Here is an 18,256-nt window from a genome sequence, read left to right as displayed (position 1 = left end):
CGCTGTGCCATGCCCGGAGCCGGTTTTTAGCCGTGGGTGGCCGCGCTGGCGTGCCGTCAGGCAGACCGCCGCTGTGTTGCCATTTTTGTCAAATCGTTTCATTATTTCGCCCGGCAGCGCAACCGCCTGGCTGTCAGAGGGTTGCGGTTTGGACCGTTTTGAATGGCAAAACGGCGCGTTTTGCAGCCCCAAACGGGCGCTTTTGCGGCCTCGTTAGGGCCGTATGGCCGGTGCGCCATGGCATGGCGTGGGCCGCATCCCGGCGTTGTAACTATTTTGTTCCTTGTTTCCGTAAGGCCGCCGGCTGGCTTGCGGTGATATAGTGCAATGCTTCACAGGCGCTTGGCTCCAGGCTTCCACGCCTTGTCGGGTTGCGCCACAGGCCGAGGCAGAGGGATAAAGTCACGGCAATGAGGTTGCAGCTTTGCGGGCCCCGGCGCCCTGCAGGTGCCTATGGCCGTGGCGACTGTGCTCTAAGGCCAGCGTGAATATCAGTAAAAATGGTTGGCGTTTCGGTAATGGCGATATTCGGTTTACAGCCGAAAACAAGTATCTTTGCATTTAGAAAACAGAGCGCGGGCAGTGCAGAGCGGCCCGGCGGGCTGCCCATAGCCTTGCGCCGGATTGGTGGAACACCGGTGCCGGCCTTCGGGCAGGCACCACAATAAAGCATATCGGATATGGTTAAAGCAATTGGATTTATCGCGGCGGCCATGATGCTCGCCGTATCGTGCACCGCACGGCAGGGCGGCCCACGGCCGGCCGGGCAGACGGCCGGACAGACGTCCGGCGGCAACAAGGTTCTTGTGGCCTATTTCTCTTGTACGGGAACTACCGAAACAGCGGCCAAGGCAGTGGCCGAGGCCACCGGCGGAACCCTCTATCGCATTCGGCCGGCAAAGGAATACACCGCTGCCGACCTCGATTGGCGCGACAAGTCGAGCCGCTGCTCGGTCGAGATGGCCGACCCGGCGTCGAGGCCGGCGCTGGCCGACAGCAGCGCCGCTGTCGGGCGGTATGATGTTGTCTTCCTCGGCTATCCCGTGTGGTGGAACCAGTGCCCGCGCATAGTATACACCTTCATGGAGGCCTACGACTTCGACGGCAAGCGCGTGGTGCCATTTGCCACCTCGGGGGGCAGCACCATAGCCAACAGCGTGGGCGAACTGAAGCGGCTGTATGGCCAAGGCATCACCTGGGGCGACGGCCGTTTGCTCAACTCGGGGGCCGACGACGCGCGCAAGTGGGCCGCGGCGGTGGTGGCAGGCGGCAATCAGTGACGAAGCATTAAGAAACCAACAAACACTTGTCTATGAGCAACATTCTTATTATCAAGACCAGTCCGCGCACAGGGGGCAACTCCGACGCGCTGGCCGATGAGTTTGCCCGCGGCGCCGCCGAGGCAGGGCACAATGTCGAGACGGTGAGCCTGGCCCGCAAGGCCATAGGCTTTTGCCGCGGCTGCCTGGCCTGCCAGGACACCCACCGCTGCGTGATGCGCGACGACGCCGACGCCATCGGGCAGCAGATTCACGACGCCGACGTGGTGGTGTGGGCCACGCCGGTTTACTATTACAGCGTGAGCGGCCAGATGAAGACCATGATCGACCGTTCCAACCCGGTTTACGGCACCGACTACAAGTTTCGTGACGTTTATTTGCTGGCCTCTGCCGCCGAAGACGAACCGACCACGGCCGATGGCGCCGTTACGGCGCTGAAAGGCTGGGTGGCATGTTTCGAGCGGTCAAGGCTGGCCGGCGTGGTGTTTGCCGGCGGCGTCAACGAGCGTGGCGACATAGCCGGCCACCCCTCGCTGGCAAAGGCCTACGAGGCCGGTAGGTCCGTAGGGCGTTGACACACAGGCCTGCCGGGCCTTGCCGGGTAGGGCCGCCGCCGCGGCCCTACCCCTGTTTTTTCCACCCAAACCGTTGCCGGAAAAGAATAAAATGAGTAATTTTGCATCCCCGCCACGAATGGTGGCGCATGCCGGCTGCGGGCAGCACGGCCCTCGGGGCGCCGGTGGCGGCATGCATGAGGGGTAAACTTCATAACGAAAAGAGAAAAAGGCAACTCGATGTTTGGAAAGAACAAGGGCGACGAACTGTTGTCGTACATCCGTGAGGGGCGCACCATGACGCGCGGCGAGAAGCTGCGACTGATAGCCCAACTTAGCGTTCCGTCAATACTTTCACAGATGTCGGCCATCGTGATGTTCTTCATTGACGCATCGATGGTGGGCAGTCTGGGCGCGCGCCAGTCGGCATCCATAGGCTTGGTAGAGTCGTCCACGTGGCTGTTCAGCGGCTTGCTGGCAGCGGCCTCGATGGGATTCTCGGTGCAGGTGGCCCACGCCATCGGCGCCAACGACTTCGAGCGGGCGCGCCGCATATTGCGCCAGGGGCTTGTGTGCGCCCTCGTCTTCAGCACCATGCTCATGCTGCTGGGCATCGCCATCCACGCCCATCTGCCCTATTGGCTGGGCGGCGGCAGCGACATTGCCCACGACTCGTCGATGTATTTCCTGATTTTCTCGCTGGCACTGCCTTTCTATCAGTTGCAGAACCTGTCGGGAAGCATGCTCAAGTGCAGCGGCAACATGAAGGTGCCCAGCGTGCTCAACATACTGATGTGCCTGCTCGACGTGGGCTTCAACTACATTTTCATATTCAAGGTAGGGCTCGGTGTGGCCGGCGCAGCCCTCGGCACGCTGTGCGCCATCTTCGTTTCGGCCATGCTGATGGCCTACTCGCTGCTTTTCCGCTCGCCCCACCTGGCCTTGCGCCACAGGCCCGGCTCGTTTCGGCCAACGGCCGACTGCGTGGGCACGGCGCTCAGGATAGGCGCCCCCATGGGCCTGCAGCAGATACTGATGGGCGGGGCCCAGATAGTGAGCACGGCCATCGTGGCCCCGCTGGGCAACATCTCGATAGCCGCCAACACCTTTGCCATAACCGTCGAGAGCTTGTGCTACATGCCCGGATACGGCATTGCCGACGCCGCCACCACGCTTGTGGGCCAGGGCATAGGGGCCGGTCAGCGGGCGCTTACGCGCAGCTTCGCACGCCTTTCGGTGGCCATGGGCATGGTTGTCATGACGTTCATGGCCGTGCTGATGTATGTTTTCGCGCCAAACCTCATGTCGGTGATGACGCCGGTCGAGGCCATACGCGAGCTCAGTGTGGCGGCGCTGCGCATCGAGGCGTTTGCCGAACCGATGTTTGCGGCCGCCATCGTGTGCTATGGTGTGTTCATCGGGGCCGGCGATACGCTCAAACCGGCTGTCATGAACCTTCTCAGCATGTGGGGCGTGCGCCTGACGCTGGCGGCGGCACTGGCACCTCACTACGGCCTGAGGGGCGTTTGGACGGCCATGGCCGTAGAACTGACGTTCAGGGGGGCCATCTTCTTGCTGCGCCTTTTCAGGGGAGGATGGCAGAATTCGATTACAAAACAATCATGACATGAAGCATTTGGCTATTTCTTTCATCATGGCCTTCGCCTTGGCCGGCGCGCTGCAGGCGGCAGCACGCAAGGCGGTCGTTGTGCAGACCACGCTCGGCGACATACGCATTGAGCTGTACGACGAGACGCCGGCGCATCGTGACAATTTCCTGAAACTGGCGCGCAGCCATTTCTACGACAGTGTGCTGTTCCACCGTGTGGTGCGAAACTTCGTGGTGCAGGCCGGCGACCCCGGCAGCAAGAGGGCCGAACCGGGCCAGATGCTGGGCGGCGGCACGCTCGACTACAGGATTCCGGCCGAGATACGGTTGCCCCGGCTGTACCACAAAAGGGGGGCCGTGGCCATGGCTCGCGAGGCCGACGAGGCTAACCCCGGGCGCGAGTCGGATGCCTGCCAGTTTTATATCGTATGGGGCAAGCGCCATTCCACGGCCGTCGTCGACGAGCAGCGCCAGCGCCTTGACACGCTGGGCGGCGGGGCTACAATGACCGACGAGATGGCTTCAACATACCGCAAGGTGGGAGGCCTGCCGCAGCTCGACGGCCTGTATACCGTGTTCGGCGAGGTCACCGAAGGCCTCGACGTAGTTGAACGAATGCTCGAGGCCGACACCGACGACTACGACCGACCGCTGGACGACATACGCATCATTGCCGTCAGGGTGGAAGAGTGAGCGGCTGACGCCTCAGCCGGCTTCCGCCGGCAATGTCAACCAATGTTTGTTTGCCTATGGACAATGACCGTGAGCGACAGAAGCGGAGCCGCATCATGGCTTCAATACACAGTCGGGACACCAGGCCCGAACTGATTGTGCGCCGCTATCTCTTTGCCAGGGGATTCCGTTTCAGGCTGGCCCACCCCAGATTGCCCGGCCGGCCCGACATCGTGCTGCGCAAATACCGCACGGCAATATTTGTCAACGGGTGCTTCTGGCACGGCCACGACTGCAAGGCTTTTCACCTGCCCAAGACCAACACCGACTTCTGGAGGCGCAAGATAGACCGCAACCGCAGGCGTGACGTCGACGTGCAAAGGCGGCTGGCTGAGATGGGATGGCACTGCCTGACAGTGTGGGAGTGCGAACTGGCCGGGGAGAAACGCAATCAGACGCTGCTTTCGCTGGAGTTTACGCTCAACCATATTTACCTTGAAGACCGCAAAATGCGCTACAGCCTTCCCGACGACACGCCGCAGATGGCGGCCGAACAGTGCCCCGCCCAATCTTTCGACACCGGCAGACGCAGCGCCGGCGATGACCCGCCGGCACAGGCAGGGGCCGAAAAGCCGTGACCGGGGGGCACAGGGTGTGGGGCTGCCTTTATTGCCTTTGTAGCCGACATGCCAGCCGTTGACGGGCCATTGCAGCCCCGCAGGCCGGTGGGCACAGTCATTCTGCAGCCTTGTTTCTGTAATCAGAGGGCGACATACCGCAGTGTTTCTTGAAATAACGGCCAAAGACCGACTGGTCGGGAAAGTGCATCTTATATGCAATCTCCTTTATTGTAAGTTTTGTGAAGCGCAGGCTGTGCTTGGCTTTCAGTATGGTTAGCGTTTCAATCCATTGCATGGCAGTGCGGTCGGAATGCGACTTGATGACCGACGAGAGGTAGTTTGGCGACAGGCTTTGCTCGTTGGCATAGTATGACACGGCGCGTTCGCGCTCGCAGTTGCGGAACACCGACATGAAAAAACGGTTGAATATGCGCTCCTCGCAGTCTTGTGGCTGCTCTTCGACAGGGGCACAGTTGAAGTAAATGTCAAGCACTTCGAGGCAGAAAGCCTGCAACAGTGACTGTACGACCATGCCCCGAAGGCGGGCCGAGCGGGGACTGCACGACTCCCGGGCAAGCGCAGTGCGGTTGCCGATGGTGTTGAACAGCTCTTCGATGCGTGCCACCTGGGCATCGCCAAGCCTCACGCACGGATGTGAACGTATGTGCAGCCGGTCGGCAATGTGTATGTCTGAAAGCGCCGGCTGTATGGCGTCGAGCCCGCCTTCCATCAGGCATCCGCCAATGTCGGGGCTGTGTTGCACTATCCTGATAAACGTGTATGGGGTGTATATGCACATCATTCCCGCCTCGACATGAAAGCTCTTGTTGTTGAGCAACAGGTCGGCGCTGCCGCGGCGGCACAGAAAAAAGCCGCACTTGTTTTCTGAAACGGTGGCATAATTGGCCAATAGCTGGTCGATGTCGAGCATCCGGTAAAACTCATTTTCCATGTCGTTGGTTGCTGATTACGATGCAAATTAACCGAATTTTTGCCAATATTCCAATACCAATACAGCTGTTTTTAATGCCCATTCGTTGAAATTGCACAGTCTTCCGCTTGTTTTGCACTTTTCAGAGAGGCCGTTTCCCGCTATCTTTGCACCCAAACAATCGAAGCTACTGATATGAATATGAGACTAATGTTTGTGCTGCTGGCGGCTCTGCCGTCGGCGCTCTGCGCCCAAGGGGGCGTGATGTCATTGAAAGAATGCATCGAGACAGGCATACGAAACAACCTCACGCTCGCTGAAAGTCGCATCGACATGGAGAAGAGCCGTACGGCATTGACCCAGAGCCGTTCGCGTTTGTTGCCGGTGATTGCGGCCGATTTCATGCTGACAGACTATTTCATGAAACCTGCCAACGTGACCTCGGGCACGCTGCTGGGCAATGATTTCCCCGACGAACCCACGTGGCAGAAAATACAAAGCATGCAGTATGCAGTGGCGGCGGGCGTGAAGGTGAGCGTGCCGCTGTACAGCCAGACCATCCTGGCGGCAAGCAAAGTGGCGCAAACGCTGGTTAACCTAAGCAGCCTGGGGTATGAAAAGGCGGTTGAAGACCTCACGGTGCAAATCGGAAACGTATATTACCTGGCTCAGGCGTCGCAGCTGCAGCAAAGGCTTCTTGACGAGAACATAAGCCGGATGAAGGAACTCTATGCCATAACGGAGGAAATGTTCAAAGGCGGGGTGGTGATGGAAACAGACCTGTCGAGGGTGAAGATAAACATGGAAAGCCTCACGGCGCAGCGCGACAGGTATGCCACGCTTTACGAACAGCAACTTAATCTGTTGCGCTTCCTGCTCGACCTGCCGCCCGAGACTTCGGTCGGAGTCGTTGAAATGGCGGCCGATGTGCCGGCGGCCTATATCGGGGTGAGAAGCGAAATGCTGCCCGAACTGAGGCTGATTGCCGCAAAGGGCGAGCTGGCAGAGCGGCAGGCAAAGGCTGTCAGGGCCGGTTATGTGCCTTCGGTGATGCTCGGCGGGCAGCTGGGGGCTGTCGGGTATCAGGAAAAACTCCGCCATTTCTTCCACACAGACGGCGAAACCCACAACTGGTTCGGCAACACTTACCTGGCCTTGACCGTACACATACCGATATTCGACGGCAATGACAAGCGGCTCAGAAGGCGGCAATACGAGTATGACCGGCATCAGGCCATGGTGGAATACGAGCAGAAACGCAAGCAGATGGACAAAGACTACGGCGACGCCCTGCTACAGCTGCGCCACAACATCGAGGTTTTCAACACGCAACAGAAGAGCTACAGGCAGGCTGTCAGCGTATATGAGGTGACCGGAGAGAAGTATAAGGAGGGCGTGGCATCCATGCCCGAGCTGCTGCAAGACGAGATGAGGCTGCGCAACGCGCAGTCGGCCTGCGTGCAGGCGCATTGCATGTGCGACATGGCCAGGCTCGAGCTGCTCAAGCTGTCGGGCGCCCTTGATGAGCTGACGCGCTGATGTGATGTTGACGTGAAACGCAAGTAAAAACATAATACGTGGTATATGGAAACAAATGATAAGTCTGTTGAACAGGTCGGAACAAGTGTTTCGATGCCCCGGAGAGTTGCCGCAATAGTGGCGCTGGCCTTTGTTGCATTGGGGATATGGGAGGTGGCAGCCCTATTTATCGGCCACAGGAAAAGCGTAACTACCGACGATGCCCAGGTGGAGCAATACATCTCGCCGGTCAACATCCGTGTGCCGGGTTACATAAAGAAGGTGAGTTTCACTGAGCATGAGTATGTGCATAAAGGCGATACCATACTTATGATTGAGGATGACGAGTACCGTATCAGGCTGAAACAGGCTGAGGCAGCGCTGATTGATGCCCGGAGCGGGCGCAAGGTGGTCGATAACACGAAGCAAACCGCGTCGGATGCCGCGTCGGTATACGACGCTTCGATAGCCGAGGCGCAGTTGCAGGTAGCCCAGCTTGAGAAGGATTGCCGCCGATACGGCAAGTTGCTCGAAAAGAAAGCGGCTACGCAGATAGTCGTCGAGCAGTATCAGACACAGCTGGAAATGGCCCGTGCGCGTGTCGTTGCCCTCATGCAGCAGCGCGACGCTGCCCTCTCGTCGGTGTCGGAGGTAGGCCAACGGCAGGTAAACGCCGACGCGGCGATAATGCGTGCAGAGGCCGACGTAGAGCTGGCGCGGCTCAACCTGTCGTACACCGTGGTGACTGCACCGTGCGACGGCTACCTGGGGAGGCGGTCGATTGAGGAAGGACAGTTTGTAAATGCGGGCCAGACGCTCACCACAATAATGCCCGACAGCCACAAGTGGGTGGTTGCCAACTACAAGGAGACGCAGATTGAGCGGCTTGTGGTGGGGCAGGAGGTGACCGTTACGGTCGATGCCTTCGCCGGGGAGACGTTCAAAGGCAGGATGGAGGCCATAAGTTCGGCAACCGGCTCGAAATATTCGATGGTGCCAACCGACAACTCTGCCGGCAATTTCGTGAAGATACAGCAGCGTGTGCCTGTGCGCATCTCGCTCACAGACATTACCGACGAAGACAACGCACGCCTCGTGGCAGGCATGATGTGCGTGGTGAAAGCAGACCTTTAGACCGCATGCCGTATGACAGAGAGCTTTCCTTTCCACAGCTGGATGCCCAAGCCGGCAGGCGTGGCGGTGTTGCTTACACTGTTCGTGCCGTTGTTTTTCTCGGGCGGAACCTACCTGAGCAACATCAACGAGATGGCCGGCAGCATGGGCGTACTGACCGAAAAGTTCCAGTTTCTGAGCCTTTGTGCGAGCATAGGCATGTCGATGGTGTTTCCGTTTATGGTGCCCTATCTGCGTGGCCGCAACGTCAAGGCTGTCTACATAGGCGGCTATGCCGTGCTGGCTTTGCTCAATGTGGTGTGCGCCGTGAGCCGCAACCTGCCGCTATTGGCGTTGTGCAGCTTTCTCATTGGCTTTGTCCGGGTGGCCCTGGTGCTCAATACCACGTTTGTGATAGCGCCGTATATGCTTGGCATAAACACGCTTGACATGTTCTTGCACGACCCGCCCACCGCCTCGGAGGCATACCGTGGCGAGCATGCCCGGACGGTGCTGATGCCCGTGCTCTACTGTTGCATACTGTGCATAGTGCAGTTTAGCAACTTCGTCTCGGCATGGGTGGCTTATGAGTTTAGCTGGGAATACACTTATTGGCTTGTCGTCGGCATGATGCTGGCGGCCATCCTGCTGGTCATGCTGACGTTTTGCAAGGCTCCGTCTCAGGGTTGCCGACTGTCGTCAAGCCGCCTTCCCGATGCCGTTTTGCTGGTCGTTGCCATGGGGGCGTTGTGCTACATGCTTGTGTTCGGCAAGACACTCGACTGGTTTGACAGCCGTTCGATGCGCGTGGCACTGGCAGTGGCGGCTGTCGGCGGCGGGCTTTACCTGTGGCTTGCGGCACATACGGCGGAGCGCCCCCTGCTCGAGGCGGGTCTGTTCGGCCATCGTTACACGTGGTACGGCATCGGCATCTTTGTGCTGCTGATGCTCGTCAACAGCAGCACGCTGTTTGTTACCACCTACCTGAAGCTGTCTACCTGCGCGGGAAACCTTGACAGTGCCCGTGTGTCGTGCTGGGCGATGCCGGGCTGCGTGGCCGGCATGGCGTTGTCTCTGGTGTGTGTGCGTTGCCGTATTCACTTCCGTTATATTTACGCCATGGGCTTTGCCCTGATGCTCGGAGCCAACCTTTACATGTTCTTCCATTACCAGACGATGGGCGACTACGGCCACACCATACCGCCAACGCTGCTGCACTATTCGGGCATGCTGGTGCTCTACTCGGTCACGTGCGCCTTTGCCATGAAGCGGTTGCCCGCGCGCTATTTCGCCACGTGGCTCTTCTTGATGGTTGCTGTGCGCAATGTCGTGGCCCCGGCCATAGGCACTTCGGTCTACGCCAACTGGCTGCAGGAGTGCCAAAGGCACTACGCGACACGCCTGGCTTACGACTACAGCGCCGACAGGCAGCAGGCGGCAGCACGCTTTGCAGCTGTCGAGGCCGGTGGCAAGAGGCTGGGCCGTGATGCCGTCGAGGCTGCCCAAGCGGCGTCGGCGGCCGTGCTCGGGCCGGTGGCCAAGCAGGCCACCCTCGTGGCAATGAAAGACATAACGGGCTCTACGGTATGGATATGCGCAGGCGGCGCCCTGCTTTGCATGCTGCTGCCTTACCATCGGGGCGAGCGCACATAGGTGTATGCGCTGCAAGGCCGTTGCGAATGAAAGTTAAAATAGTTGTTGACAATAAAACAAACAGGCATGGACAAGAAAAAGATTGGCAGGGATGCCGGCACGGTATGGAACGTGCTGAGTGACAAACGGTGCTCTTGGGAAGAGCTGGTGGGCAAGACCGGGCTTGGGCCGCTGGAGCTTGCGTGTGCCATAGGGTGGCTTGCGCGTGAGGACAAGGTGACCATAAGCCCCGAACGAGGCATATTGTATTTCGAGGTATACCACGAACACTACTACTGACGCCGCTCACCCGGCACTTTGAACGGCGCGGCAGGCATGGCCCCGGCGGTGGATTGAATGGATGGAAATATGGATGGCCGGAGGCCGGCGGCCTGTCGCGCTTATTATATAAATAATGTGTAATGAGGCATGAAAGTTAAAAACAGGGGCTTTTGTTTTGTTTTTTATCCAACTTCAGCTACCTTTGCATCCATCATGAAGCAAGTAAAACCAAAGAAGAACCTCGGCCAGCACTTCCTGACCGACCTCGACATAGCACGGCGCATAGCCGACACTGTAGACTCGTGCCCCGACATCCCGGTGCTGGAAGTGGGCCCGGGAATGGGTGTGCTCACCCAGTATCTGATGGAAAAGCCCCGCGAAGTGAAGGTGGTGGAGATCGACTCCGAATCCGTTGCCTACCTGCACGAGCGTTTCCCGCGCCTGAAAGAGAACGTGATAGCCGACGATTTCCTGCGCATGGACCTAAGCCTGGTGTTTGGCGGGCGCCAGTTTGTGCTCACGGGCAACTATCCATACGACATATCATCGCAGATTTTCTTCAAGATGCTCGACAATAAAGACCTCATACCGTGCTGCACCGGCATGATACAGCGAGAGGTTGCGCAGCGCATGGCTTCGGCCCCGGGCACCAAGGCCTACGGAATACTCAGCGTGCTCACGCAGGCATGGTACGACGTTGAGTATTTGTTTACCGTCGACGAGGGCGTGTTCAACCCGCCGCCAAAGGTAAAGAGTGCCGTGATACGCATGACCCGCAACGGGGTTACCGACCTCGGGTGCGACGAGGCTTTGTTCCGCAGGGTGGTAAAGACGGTGTTCAACCAGCGGCGGAAGATGCTGCGGGGCAGCCTGAAGCCACTGTTCGGAGGCAAGGCCGTGGCCGAGGGGTTTTTCGACGGCGAGCTCATGACCATGCGCCCCGAGCAACTCAGCGTGGCCCGCTTTGTGGAGCTGACCAACATGGTGGCCGGGCAGATAGGCGGGGATTGGGCCGCCGAAAAGCGGTAAAAACCGTTGTGTGCGGACACATTTAGTTGATTTAGGTCAAAAACAAGCCCCTTTTATGTTTTAAAACATATTTATTGCATTGCCGTTTCGGCAAAACGTAGTAACTTTGCAACGTCAAAAGGAAAAAAGATAATTAGTCGAAGGTAATTAGATTCTAGGGTAACAGAATAGGTAAAGATTGGTACTTAAGATTTCAGGACAGACTCAATAGGTAACGAAAGGTATTGGCTAAGGTAAAGATTATCAGGGTAACAATTGATAATGTGAGGAAGGTAGAAAGGTTGTTAGACCAGATGTAAAACCCTGTTTGCAGCGAAAGCTGCAACAGGTATGAGGATGGGAGAGCTTGAAAGCCCCTTTCTCATTTGAAAAAGAAGTATGGATTTTAGGGTTATATATTTTTAGTGGACGGCATCGATGTGAATCGGTAGCCGTCCATTTTTGTTGTTGCAGGCAATGGCCACGGCGTGGTGGCTTGCCTGCCGGCGCTTTGTTGGCAAACTGTCGGCCGGGGCTCAGCTTGCCGGTGATGCCGTAGCGGTGTGGGGGCATGGCCACGCGACGGTGGCCATGCTTTGTGGTTGAGCCCCGGTTGGTCTTCATATTCCGAAGTGATTCAGTTGTGTTGCCGTGCAGTCTGGCTGGCGCCTTTGCCGGTGGAGCAGCGGGCTGCGCCAAGGCAAGGTGGCCGGCAAGATGCCTGCAGCGGTACGAAAGCGCACGGCAGGCCGCGAATGGCGACAGGAGCACATCGCCGGTGGCATGGCGGCCGGTAGGGGGCGAATTGCCTGTCTGGGCGTTTCGTAGCAAAAAACACAGTTGTGTGCGAACACAAAAGACCTGTGTTCGCGCACAAAACGTTGATTTATATCAAAAGAAATGGCCAGTTTTGAAATATGCGGCCATATTTTGAACAACGTAACGGCAATAGTTGTAACTTTGCATCGTGAAAAGGATGATGATGAATAGAGATTCGATGATAGAGACAAAAAAGTTAAGTAATGATATAGTCAGGTAAAAAGGTTGTTTGACAAACGTCAGGATAAAAGGCAGAAAGGTTAGTATTGAAAGGATGACACGAATGTAGGTATCGTCATTATAAAGGTAAAACAAAAGATTGAGAGGATAACATACGAAAGTGATCGTAATGACGTCGTGAGACGGTTGGTACTTAAGGTTTAGTTAATAGGTATTGCATTGAAAGGCAGACTGTTGCCATTTCACGGTGAATATGGGCAGTCGCTCTGACGAAAAGGTGGCGGACACCGTAAAGGCTTGCTCCGTGCCTTTGTTTAGAAAGAAGTTTTTAGTTATTGATATCGTTATCTTGCAGTTCCGGGGGCGTGAGCCTTAGGGCTGCTTTTTTTGTATGTGCATGGCTCCTCAGTCCGCTGTCGGGCCCGGTGAAGGGGTGCCGTCGGCGGTAGCATGGCCCCGGGCATGAAAGCCACCGGGGCTAATGTGGTTGCGCATGTTCTGCGTTTGTCAACCGGCTCATTGCCAGCGGGTTGGCGATATGGGCCGTTTCGGCCGGCAAAACGACCTCTTTCATGACTTGAAACGGGCCTTTTTGCAATGCCAAACGGCCTTTGGCATAATTTAAGATGCATAAGGCTTTGCGGGGTATTGGCTGTGGGGCCGCCCGGTTGGGGCATTCACGTGGCAGCAAGCCATTTCCTGTATTGGCTCGGCGTGCACCCGGCAACCTTCTTGAACACCCTGTTGAAGTGCTGTGAGTATTGAAACCCCAGCTCGTCGGCAATCTGGTTGACGGCCTTGCCGGTGTCGGCCAGCATGGTCTTTGCCGTGTCGATGGTTTTGCCTTGAATGTATTCCTGCGGGTTTCTGCCCGTTTCCTTCTTTATCAGGTCGCCGAAGTAGTTGGGCGACAGAAACACCTTGTCGGCAAAATACCTCACAGTGGGCAGTCCGTTTAACCTCGACTTGCCGCTCTGGAAGTAGTCGTCGAGCAGCGCCTCAAACCTCGTCAGGATGTCCCTGTTGCTTTTCTCGCGTGTGGCAAACTGCCTGTTGTAGAACCTCAGGCAATAGTCGAGCAGCAGTTGTATGTTTCTTGCAATGAGCCTCTTGCTCATCTTGTCTGCCGGGCGCAGCAGTTCTGTTTTTATGTTTGCCAGACAGTCGAGCATGATGCCCTTTTCGTCGGCCGACAGATGCAGCGCCTCTGTCGAGTTGTAAGATAAAAACGAGTAGTTCTTTATTTCCCGTCCGAGCGATGTCCCCTTTATCAAGTCGGGGTGGAACACAATGCCGCGTGCTGTCGGCCTCATGCTTTCCTGCATCTCGGTCTCCGAAACCTGCCCCGGCGAGAAGCTCGTTATCGTGCCTTCCCTGTAGTCGTAGGTTTGCCGGCCATAGCGGATGTCGCCGCATTTGGTCTCTTTGAGAAACAGCGCATATATCCCGTAGTTCACGGTAAAGTGGGTCGGGTGTTTCGTTGCGGTGGCCAGGTCGATTACGTTTACCAGCGGGTGAAGCGTCTCAAGGCCGAACAGCCTGTCGTAATCGTCCACCGTATCCAGTCGTATTGGTTTTTCTGCCATGTTTTTGTCTTCGTTTGTTAGCCTGTCACAAAAGTAAGGCTTTTCCGGCCAACCCGTATCGGCGGCACTGCATAATCAGTAAATGCGTTACAAAGCTCTGTAAATATGTTTCCGGCTTTCGGCCGCGTGATTATTACTTTTGCAAAAAAATGAAGCGATGGATTACATAGGAAGAATCAACCGCAGGGGCTTCATCAAGAGTTCCGTGCTTACGGGAGGCGCCCTGATGGCGCGATCGGTCATGCCGGCCGGGGCCGTGGCCCTGATGCAGGGTCAGGGCAGCAAGGCGGCCGGTGCCGCCACGGGCGACGGTATGCTCAAGGGCGTCTGCGACATACACCTGCATTGCCGGCCCGACTCTCGCGAGCGCTCGGCAGATGAGTTTGGCTTCATGCAAGACGCTGTGCGTGCCGGTTACCGTGCCGTCATGTTCAAGTCAAACGATTTCAGCTGCCACGACCGGGCCTACATCATCAGGCAAGCCCTGCCGGGGGCCCAGTGCTTCGGGAGTGTGTGCATGAACAGGGTGCATGGCGACAAGGTCAACGTGTTTGCGGCCCAGAAGGCGGTGCAGACCAGCGGCGGCCTGTGCCGGTGCATCTGGATGCCCACGCTCGATGCCGCTTACCACTGCCGGTGTGAAGGCAGGGCAACGGGCGGCATTGCCGTGGTCGACGACAGCGGCAGGGTGCTGCCCGAGGTGGTGCGTGTGATGGAGATATGTGCCGAGGCCGGCATCATCTTTGCCACAGGCCACGCCTCGCCGCAAGAGAGCATAGCCCTTGCGCGCAAGGCGCGTGAGGTCGGTGTGGGCAAGTTTGTTGTCACCCACGCCAACTCACACTACTGGACCATGACGCCCGACCAGATAAAGCAGTGCATAGACCTCGGCGCTTACATAGAGTTTTGCTATCTGCCCTGCCTGTGGGGCGAGGGCACCGGGATGCCGCAATACCGGCGCCAGGGCATCGCAGAGTTTGCCGCATTTGTTGGCATCGACCCGTCAAGGAGCTTCGTCTCTACCGACTTGGGCCAGGCGGTCATGCCCCACCCGGTGGAGGGCATGCGCGATTGCATTTCCAGGCTGCAGGGCGCAGGCGTAGCCATCGGCGACATCGACAGGCTGGTGCGCCGCAACCCGGCGTGGCTGCTGGGACTTGACAAACAGGAATAAACCAAAACTATGGACAGAAGGAGTTTTATAAAGAGCGGGCTGATTGCCGCGGCTGTGGGCGCCACGGCAGGGCCGGAGGCCATTGCCCGCGAGGCCGGAAGGCAGGCCGCCCGCGAACAGAGGGCGAAAGGCATACTTAACTACAACCCAAACATGCAGTACCGCCCCATGGGACGGACGGGCGTCAGCGTGTCGGCGCTCGGGTTCGGCATGCTGCGCCTGCCCATGAAAGGCGGGCATGTAGACTTTGAGCAGACCACGCCCATGGTTCGGCGCGCCATCGAGGGCGGCGTCAACTACATAGACACCGGCCGGGTGTACCTTGGGGGCGAGAGCGAGCAGGCCGTGGGCAAGGCTCTTGCCGGCGGATGGCGCGACAGGGTCTACGTGACGTCGAAGATGCCGTGGTGGGAGATGCAGAGCGCCGACGACTTCGAGAAGTTCTTCGACCAGTCGCGCCGTGCCATCGGCACTGATGTGATAGACTTCTATCACATCCACATGATAATGCACTGTGGTTGGAACGACTATGTGCTGCCATACAGGCTTATAGAGAAGATGGAGAGACTGAAGGCACAGGGCAAGATCAGGTTTATGGGTTTCTCGTTTCATGACAGCTTGCAGTTGTTCAAGCGGGTGGTTGAGTATACCCCCGCATGGGATTTCTGCCTCATCCAACACAATTATCTTGACTATGAGTATGAAGCCGGTGTGCTCGGCCCGAAATATGCCGCGGCCAACGGCATGGGGCTGGCCGTGATGAAGCCCGTGCGCACGGGCTTCCTGGCCCACCTGCCGCAAGGCATGAAAGACGCGCTTGCCTCTACCTGTGTGAGCAAGCCCGACACGGAGTGGGCGCTCGACTATCTGTGGGACATGCCCGAGGTCAGTGTAGCCGTAAGCGGCATGGGGGCGATGGCCGATGTGGAGGCGAACCTCGGATATGCCGCAAAGGCAAGGCCAAACATGCTGAGCCACGCCGAGCGCGAGGCCTTGGGAGCTGCTGTCTATGCCTACCGCCACGCCCCGGGCCATATTGACTGCACCGGGTGTTACCAGTGCATACCCTGTCCGGCGAACGTTGCCATAGGCTACATCTTCGCCTATGTGTATAATAACTATCTGTTGCACGGCAACATGGAGCGCGCCATGGCCGACTACACCGTGTCTATGTCGCCGGTGCAGCGTGGCGACCCGGCCTCTTCGTGCACTGGCTGTGGCGTGTGCATGGCCAAGTGCCCGCAGCATCTTGACATTCCCGGGCTTCTGGCTAAAGTGAAGCAGACCATGGGTAAGTAGCTTTGGGGTTTCATCCCGGCCCCATGGCCCGAGGCTATTCCATGCTGTTGACGTGCAGGCTTGTTGTCGCCATAGTCGAAGACTTGGCTGGCTGCGGCGGCCCAAAGGCGCAATCAGGCAGCCGTCGGGAGTTTGGAAGCCTTTGGGCGGCATGGTGTAAATGCGGATAAGAATATTCAGCGGTGTGATGGCCGCGTTATGCATATTGCCGGCAAATTGCCTTCTTCATCATTTGATGTCATACTTGTTGTGCGGGAATCCCGCAGAAGTGGTCGGAAAACCATGCTTGCGGAAATAAACAGATGGCCCTCTTGGCTGTTGCCATGGAAACTATTATCTTTGCATGGTTAGTGTAAGTGTATCTATGAATGGGCAGAAGGTTAAGATGATAGGCATAATCCGCCATCGCCTCTCGACCGACGGTGATGGCGTTACCACACTCGCGGCTTTCCATGGCTGCCCTCTGCGTTGCCGCCATTGCCTCAATCCGCAGTCGCTTGGCGGTGGCGACGGTTTCAGGGAATACACGCCCGACGAGCTGTATGCCGAGACCAGCATAGACAACTTATACTTTCTGGCCACGCACGGGGGCGTTACATTCGGCGGGGGCGAGCCATGCCTTTACCCAAAGTTCATCTGCGACTTCCGCAAACTGTGCGGCCCTGCGTGGCGCATCAACATAGAGACTTCGCTCAATGTGCCTGGCGAATGGGTGAAGACTCTCATTCCGGTGGTAGACACGTTCATAATAGACATAAAGGACATGAATCCCGGCATATACCAGAGCTACACCGGGCAAGCCAACGACCTTGTGGCAGCCAACCTCCGCTTGATAGTCGGAGCCGGGCGGCAGGGCGACTGCATCGTCCGCATACCGCTTATTCCAGGCTACAACAATGATGCTGACCGTGCGGCAAGCCGCTCTGCACTTGAAGAGCTTGGGTTCAGCCGGTTCGATTTGTTCACATATAAAATAAAAAGCAATGACCATGGCACGGGGAAAACAAACATGCAGGATACTGAAAGAGATTCGTCGGCAGATAGCTGAGGCCAACGATATTGTGTTCGCAACGTCGGAATGCCGCTACAAAGGCGACTGCCTTGGCACTTGCCCCAAGTGCGAGGCCGAGGTGCGCTACCTTGAGCGGCAGTTGCGCGCCCGCTCCCTTGCCGGAAAGGCGGTGGCAGTGGCCGGCATATCGGCCGGACTGGTGCTCATGGCAGGCTGTGGAGGCTCGTCGGCGCCACCGCCCGACAAAGAGCTGCAAGGGGATACTGTGGCCCTGCAAGAGAAGGTTGAAGTGCCGTCAGTAAGTGGTGATGTGTCAGACATTGTTGGCACAGAGGATGAATCCGCCGTAGAAGGAATGTTACTGGTTGCCCCTCGTAAACCGTGTGCGGCTGGCGGCGACGGTCGGGCGGATGATTCGGAGGTTATGCGAACAGTGGGCGAAGTGCCGGGTTATGATGTGCCGCCTTATGAAGTGACCGACGGCTCTGATACAATATATTCCGTTGTGGAAGAAATGCCGGAGTTCCCGGGAGGCTCTGAGGCATTGCATAAGTTTATCTTAGACAACCTGAGATACCCGGAAGGGCTGGCTGAAAACTGCATCCAAGGCCGGGTCATTGTTGACTTCTGTGTAGATACGCATGGGCGTGTGCGCGACCCGAAGATAAAGAGAAGCCTGCATCCGGCGTTAGACAAAGAAGCAATAAGGGTGGTAGGGCTCTTGCCGGATTTCAAGCCCGGCAGGCATAACGGCAGAAAAGCAAATGTAAGGCTAAGCCTACCGATAATATTCAGATTGGAATAATGACCATGGCACGGGGAAAACAAACATGCAAGATACTGAAAGAGATTCGTCGGCAGATAGCTGTGGCCAACGATATCGAGTTTGCAACGTCGGAATGCCGCTACAAAGGCGACTGCCTTGGCACTTGCCCCAAGTGCGAGGCCGAGGTGCGCTACCTTGAGC

16 protein-coding genes and 1 pseudogene are annotated in these 18,256 nt (G+C 57.4%); 15 read left to right on the top strand and 2 right to left on the bottom strand.

The genetic code is table 11. The features are described from left to right. Positions 1 to 680: 680 nt before the first annotated feature. The 5 genes from H6B30_RS01355 to H6B30_RS01335 all read left to right on the top strand — a co-directional run bounded on the left by H6B30_RS01355 (position 681) and on the right by H6B30_RS01335 (position 4,753). Positions 681 to 1,280 carry a flavodoxin gene (locus H6B30_RS01355; RefSeq protein ID WP_239483433.1) on the top strand — a complete coding sequence of 200 codons (600 nt, stop codon included), beginning with the start codon at positions 681 to 683 and terminating at the stop codon, positions 1,278 to 1,280. A 32-nt stretch (positions 1,281 to 1,312) separates the two neighbouring features. Then, on the top strand, positions 1,313 to 1,855 hold the full coding sequence (locus H6B30_RS01350) for a flavodoxin family protein (protein ID WP_205107175.1): 543 nt from the start codon (positions 1,313 to 1,315) through the stop codon (positions 1,853 to 1,855). 219 nt (positions 1,856 to 2,074) lie between these two features. Next, the gene (locus tag H6B30_RS01345) at positions 2,075 to 3,460 is read left to right on the top strand and encodes an MATE family efflux transporter (protein ID WP_205107173.1); all 1,386 of its coding nucleotides are present in this window, start codon (positions 2,075 to 2,077) and stop codon (positions 3,458 to 3,460) included. 1 nt (position 3,461) lies between these two features. Next, complete coding sequence (locus tag H6B30_RS01340) at positions 3,462 to 4,136, top strand: peptidylprolyl isomerase (RefSeq protein ID WP_205107171.1); 675 nt, start codon at positions 3,462 to 3,464, stop codon at positions 4,134 to 4,136. 56 nt (positions 4,137 to 4,192) lie between these two features. Beyond that, positions 4,193 to 4,753: a very short patch repair endonuclease gene (locus tag H6B30_RS01335; RefSeq protein WP_205107169.1), complete on the top strand. Its 561-nt coding sequence runs from the start codon at positions 4,193 to 4,195 to the stop codon at positions 4,751 to 4,753. 97 nt (positions 4,754 to 4,850) lie between these two features. Here H6B30_RS01335 and H6B30_RS01330 read toward each other — a convergent pair whose 3' ends face one another. Beyond that, entirely contained in the window at positions 4,851 to 5,687 is an 837-nt protein-coding gene (locus H6B30_RS01330; protein WP_205107167.1) for a helix-turn-helix domain-containing protein, read from the bottom strand. Between the two features lie 174 nt (positions 5,688 to 5,861). On the opposite strand from H6B30_RS01330, the gene H6B30_RS01325 reads away from it, so the two are divergent. The 5 genes from H6B30_RS01325 to rsmA all read left to right on the top strand — a co-directional run bounded on the left by H6B30_RS01325 (position 5,862) and on the right by rsmA (position 11,240). Further along, positions 5,862 to 7,205, top strand: coding sequence for a TolC family protein (locus H6B30_RS01325; protein WP_205107165.1), 1,344 nt, complete (start codon positions 5,862 to 5,864; stop codon positions 7,203 to 7,205). 45 nt (positions 7,206 to 7,250) lie between these two features. After that, positions 7,251 to 8,318 carry an HlyD family secretion protein gene (locus H6B30_RS01320; RefSeq protein WP_205107163.1) on the top strand — a complete coding sequence of 356 codons (1,068 nt, stop codon included), beginning with the start codon at positions 7,251 to 7,253 and terminating at the stop codon, positions 8,316 to 8,318. A gap of 12 nt (positions 8,319 to 8,330) precedes the next feature. Continuing rightward, positions 8,331 to 9,950, top strand: coding sequence for an efflux MFS transporter permease (locus tag H6B30_RS01315; protein ID WP_205107161.1), 1,620 nt, complete (start codon positions 8,331 to 8,333; stop codon positions 9,948 to 9,950). A gap of 66 nt (positions 9,951 to 10,016) precedes the next feature. Further along, positions 10,017 to 10,229: a winged helix-turn-helix domain-containing protein gene (locus H6B30_RS01310; protein WP_205107159.1), complete on the top strand. Its 213-nt coding sequence runs from the start codon at positions 10,017 to 10,019 to the stop codon at positions 10,227 to 10,229. 195 nt (positions 10,230 to 10,424) lie between these two features. After that, positions 10,425 to 11,240 (top strand): 16S rRNA (adenine(1518)-N(6)/adenine(1519)-N(6))-dimethyltransferase RsmA, encoded by an 816-nt coding sequence (rsmA, locus tag H6B30_RS01305; protein ID WP_205107157.1) that lies wholly within the window; start codon positions 10,425 to 10,427, stop codon positions 11,238 to 11,240. Positions 11,241 to 12,895: 1,655 nt separating this feature from the next. On the opposite strand, the gene H6B30_RS01300 is transcribed toward rsmA, so the two are convergent. After that, a complete protein-coding gene (locus H6B30_RS01300) occupies positions 12,896 to 13,804 on the bottom strand; it encodes a helix-turn-helix domain-containing protein (protein WP_205107155.1) in 909 nt (302 codons plus the stop codon). Positions 13,805 to 13,961: 157 nt separating this feature from the next. Here H6B30_RS01300 and H6B30_RS01295 point away from each other — a divergent pair, with 157 nt between their 5' ends. The 5 genes and pseudogenes from H6B30_RS01295 to H6B30_RS16250 form a co-directional block, all read left to right on the top strand. Further along, positions 13,962 to 14,978: a DUF6282 family protein gene (locus tag H6B30_RS01295; RefSeq protein WP_205107154.1), complete on the top strand. Its 1,017-nt coding sequence runs from the start codon at positions 13,962 to 13,964 to the stop codon at positions 14,976 to 14,978. Positions 14,979 to 14,987: 9 nt separating this feature from the next. Then, positions 14,988 to 16,277: an aldo/keto reductase gene (locus H6B30_RS01290; protein ID WP_205107153.1), complete on the top strand. Its 1,290-nt coding sequence runs from the start codon at positions 14,988 to 14,990 to the stop codon at positions 16,275 to 16,277. Between the two features lie 343 nt (positions 16,278 to 16,620). Further along, positions 16,621 to 17,325, top strand: a complete 705-nt coding sequence (locus H6B30_RS01285) for a radical SAM protein (RefSeq protein WP_239483432.1) — start codon at positions 16,621 to 16,623, stop codon at positions 17,323 to 17,325. Continuing rightward, a complete protein-coding gene (locus H6B30_RS01280; RefSeq protein ID WP_205107151.1) occupies positions 17,267 to 18,094 on the top strand; it encodes an energy transducer TonB in 828 nt (275 codons plus the stop codon). Before H6B30_RS01285 ends, H6B30_RS01280 begins: the two co-directional genes overlap by 59 nt. Before the next feature lie 5 nt (positions 18,095 to 18,099). After that, a pseudogene (locus H6B30_RS16250) lies at positions 18,100 to 18,256 on the top strand (energy transducer TonB); the annotation flags it as partial.

This window comes from Marseilla massiliensis (assembly GCF_016899955.1).
Classification (GTDB): Bacteria; Bacteroidota; Bacteroidia; order Bacteroidales; family Bacteroidaceae; genus Prevotella; species Prevotella intestinigallinarum.
Note: the sequence above shows the minus strand (reverse complement) of the source record. Positions and strands in the feature narration are given on the sequence as shown.

What these genes read in the sequence shown, in the direction of transcription:
- H6B30_RS01315 (WP_205107161.1), top strand. Translation starts at nt 8,331, where the DNA reads ATGACAGAGAGCTTTCCTTTCCACAGCTGGATGCCCAAGCCGGCAGGC.
- H6B30_RS01350 (WP_205107175.1), top strand. Translation starts at nt 1,313, where the DNA reads ATGAGCAACATTCTTATTATCAAGACCAGTCCGCGCACAGGGGGCAAC.
- H6B30_RS01355 (WP_239483433.1), top strand. Translation starts at nt 681, where the DNA reads ATGGTTAAAGCAATTGGATTTATCGCGGCGGCCATGATGCTCGCCGTA.
- H6B30_RS01290 (WP_205107153.1), top strand. Translation starts at nt 14,988, where the DNA reads ATGGACAGAAGGAGTTTTATAAAGAGCGGGCTGATTGCCGCGGCTGTG.
- H6B30_RS01340 (WP_205107171.1), top strand. Translation starts at nt 3,462, where the DNA reads ATGAAGCATTTGGCTATTTCTTTCATCATGGCCTTCGCCTTGGCCGGC.
- H6B30_RS01295 (WP_205107154.1), top strand. Translation starts at nt 13,962, where the DNA reads ATGGATTACATAGGAAGAATCAACCGCAGGGGCTTCATCAAGAGTTCC.
- H6B30_RS01285 (WP_239483432.1), top strand. Translation starts at nt 16,621, where the DNA reads ATGGTTAGTGTAAGTGTATCTATGAATGGGCAGAAGGTTAAGATGATA.
- H6B30_RS01320 (WP_205107163.1), top strand. Translation starts at nt 7,251, where the DNA reads ATGGAAACAAATGATAAGTCTGTTGAACAGGTCGGAACAAGTGTTTCG.
- H6B30_RS01300 (WP_205107155.1), bottom strand. Translation starts at nt 13,804, where the DNA reads ATGGCAGAAAAACCAATACGACTGGATACGGTGGACGATTACGACAGG.
- H6B30_RS01345 (WP_205107173.1), top strand. Translation starts at nt 2,075, where the DNA reads ATGTTTGGAAAGAACAAGGGCGACGAACTGTTGTCGTACATCCGTGAG.
- rsmA (WP_205107157.1), top strand. Translation starts at nt 10,425, where the DNA reads ATGAAGCAAGTAAAACCAAAGAAGAACCTCGGCCAGCACTTCCTGACC.
- H6B30_RS01335 (WP_205107169.1), top strand. Translation starts at nt 4,193, where the DNA reads ATGGACAATGACCGTGAGCGACAGAAGCGGAGCCGCATCATGGCTTCA.
- H6B30_RS01330 (WP_205107167.1), bottom strand. Translation starts at nt 5,687, where the DNA reads ATGGAAAATGAGTTTTACCGGATGCTCGACATCGACCAGCTATTGGCC.
- H6B30_RS01280 (WP_205107151.1), top strand. Translation starts at nt 17,267, where the DNA reads ATGGCACGGGGAAAACAAACATGCAGGATACTGAAAGAGATTCGTCGG.
- H6B30_RS01325 (WP_205107165.1), top strand. Translation starts at nt 5,862, where the DNA reads ATGAATATGAGACTAATGTTTGTGCTGCTGGCGGCTCTGCCGTCGGCG.
- H6B30_RS01310 (WP_205107159.1), top strand. Translation starts at nt 10,017, where the DNA reads ATGGACAAGAAAAAGATTGGCAGGGATGCCGGCACGGTATGGAACGTG.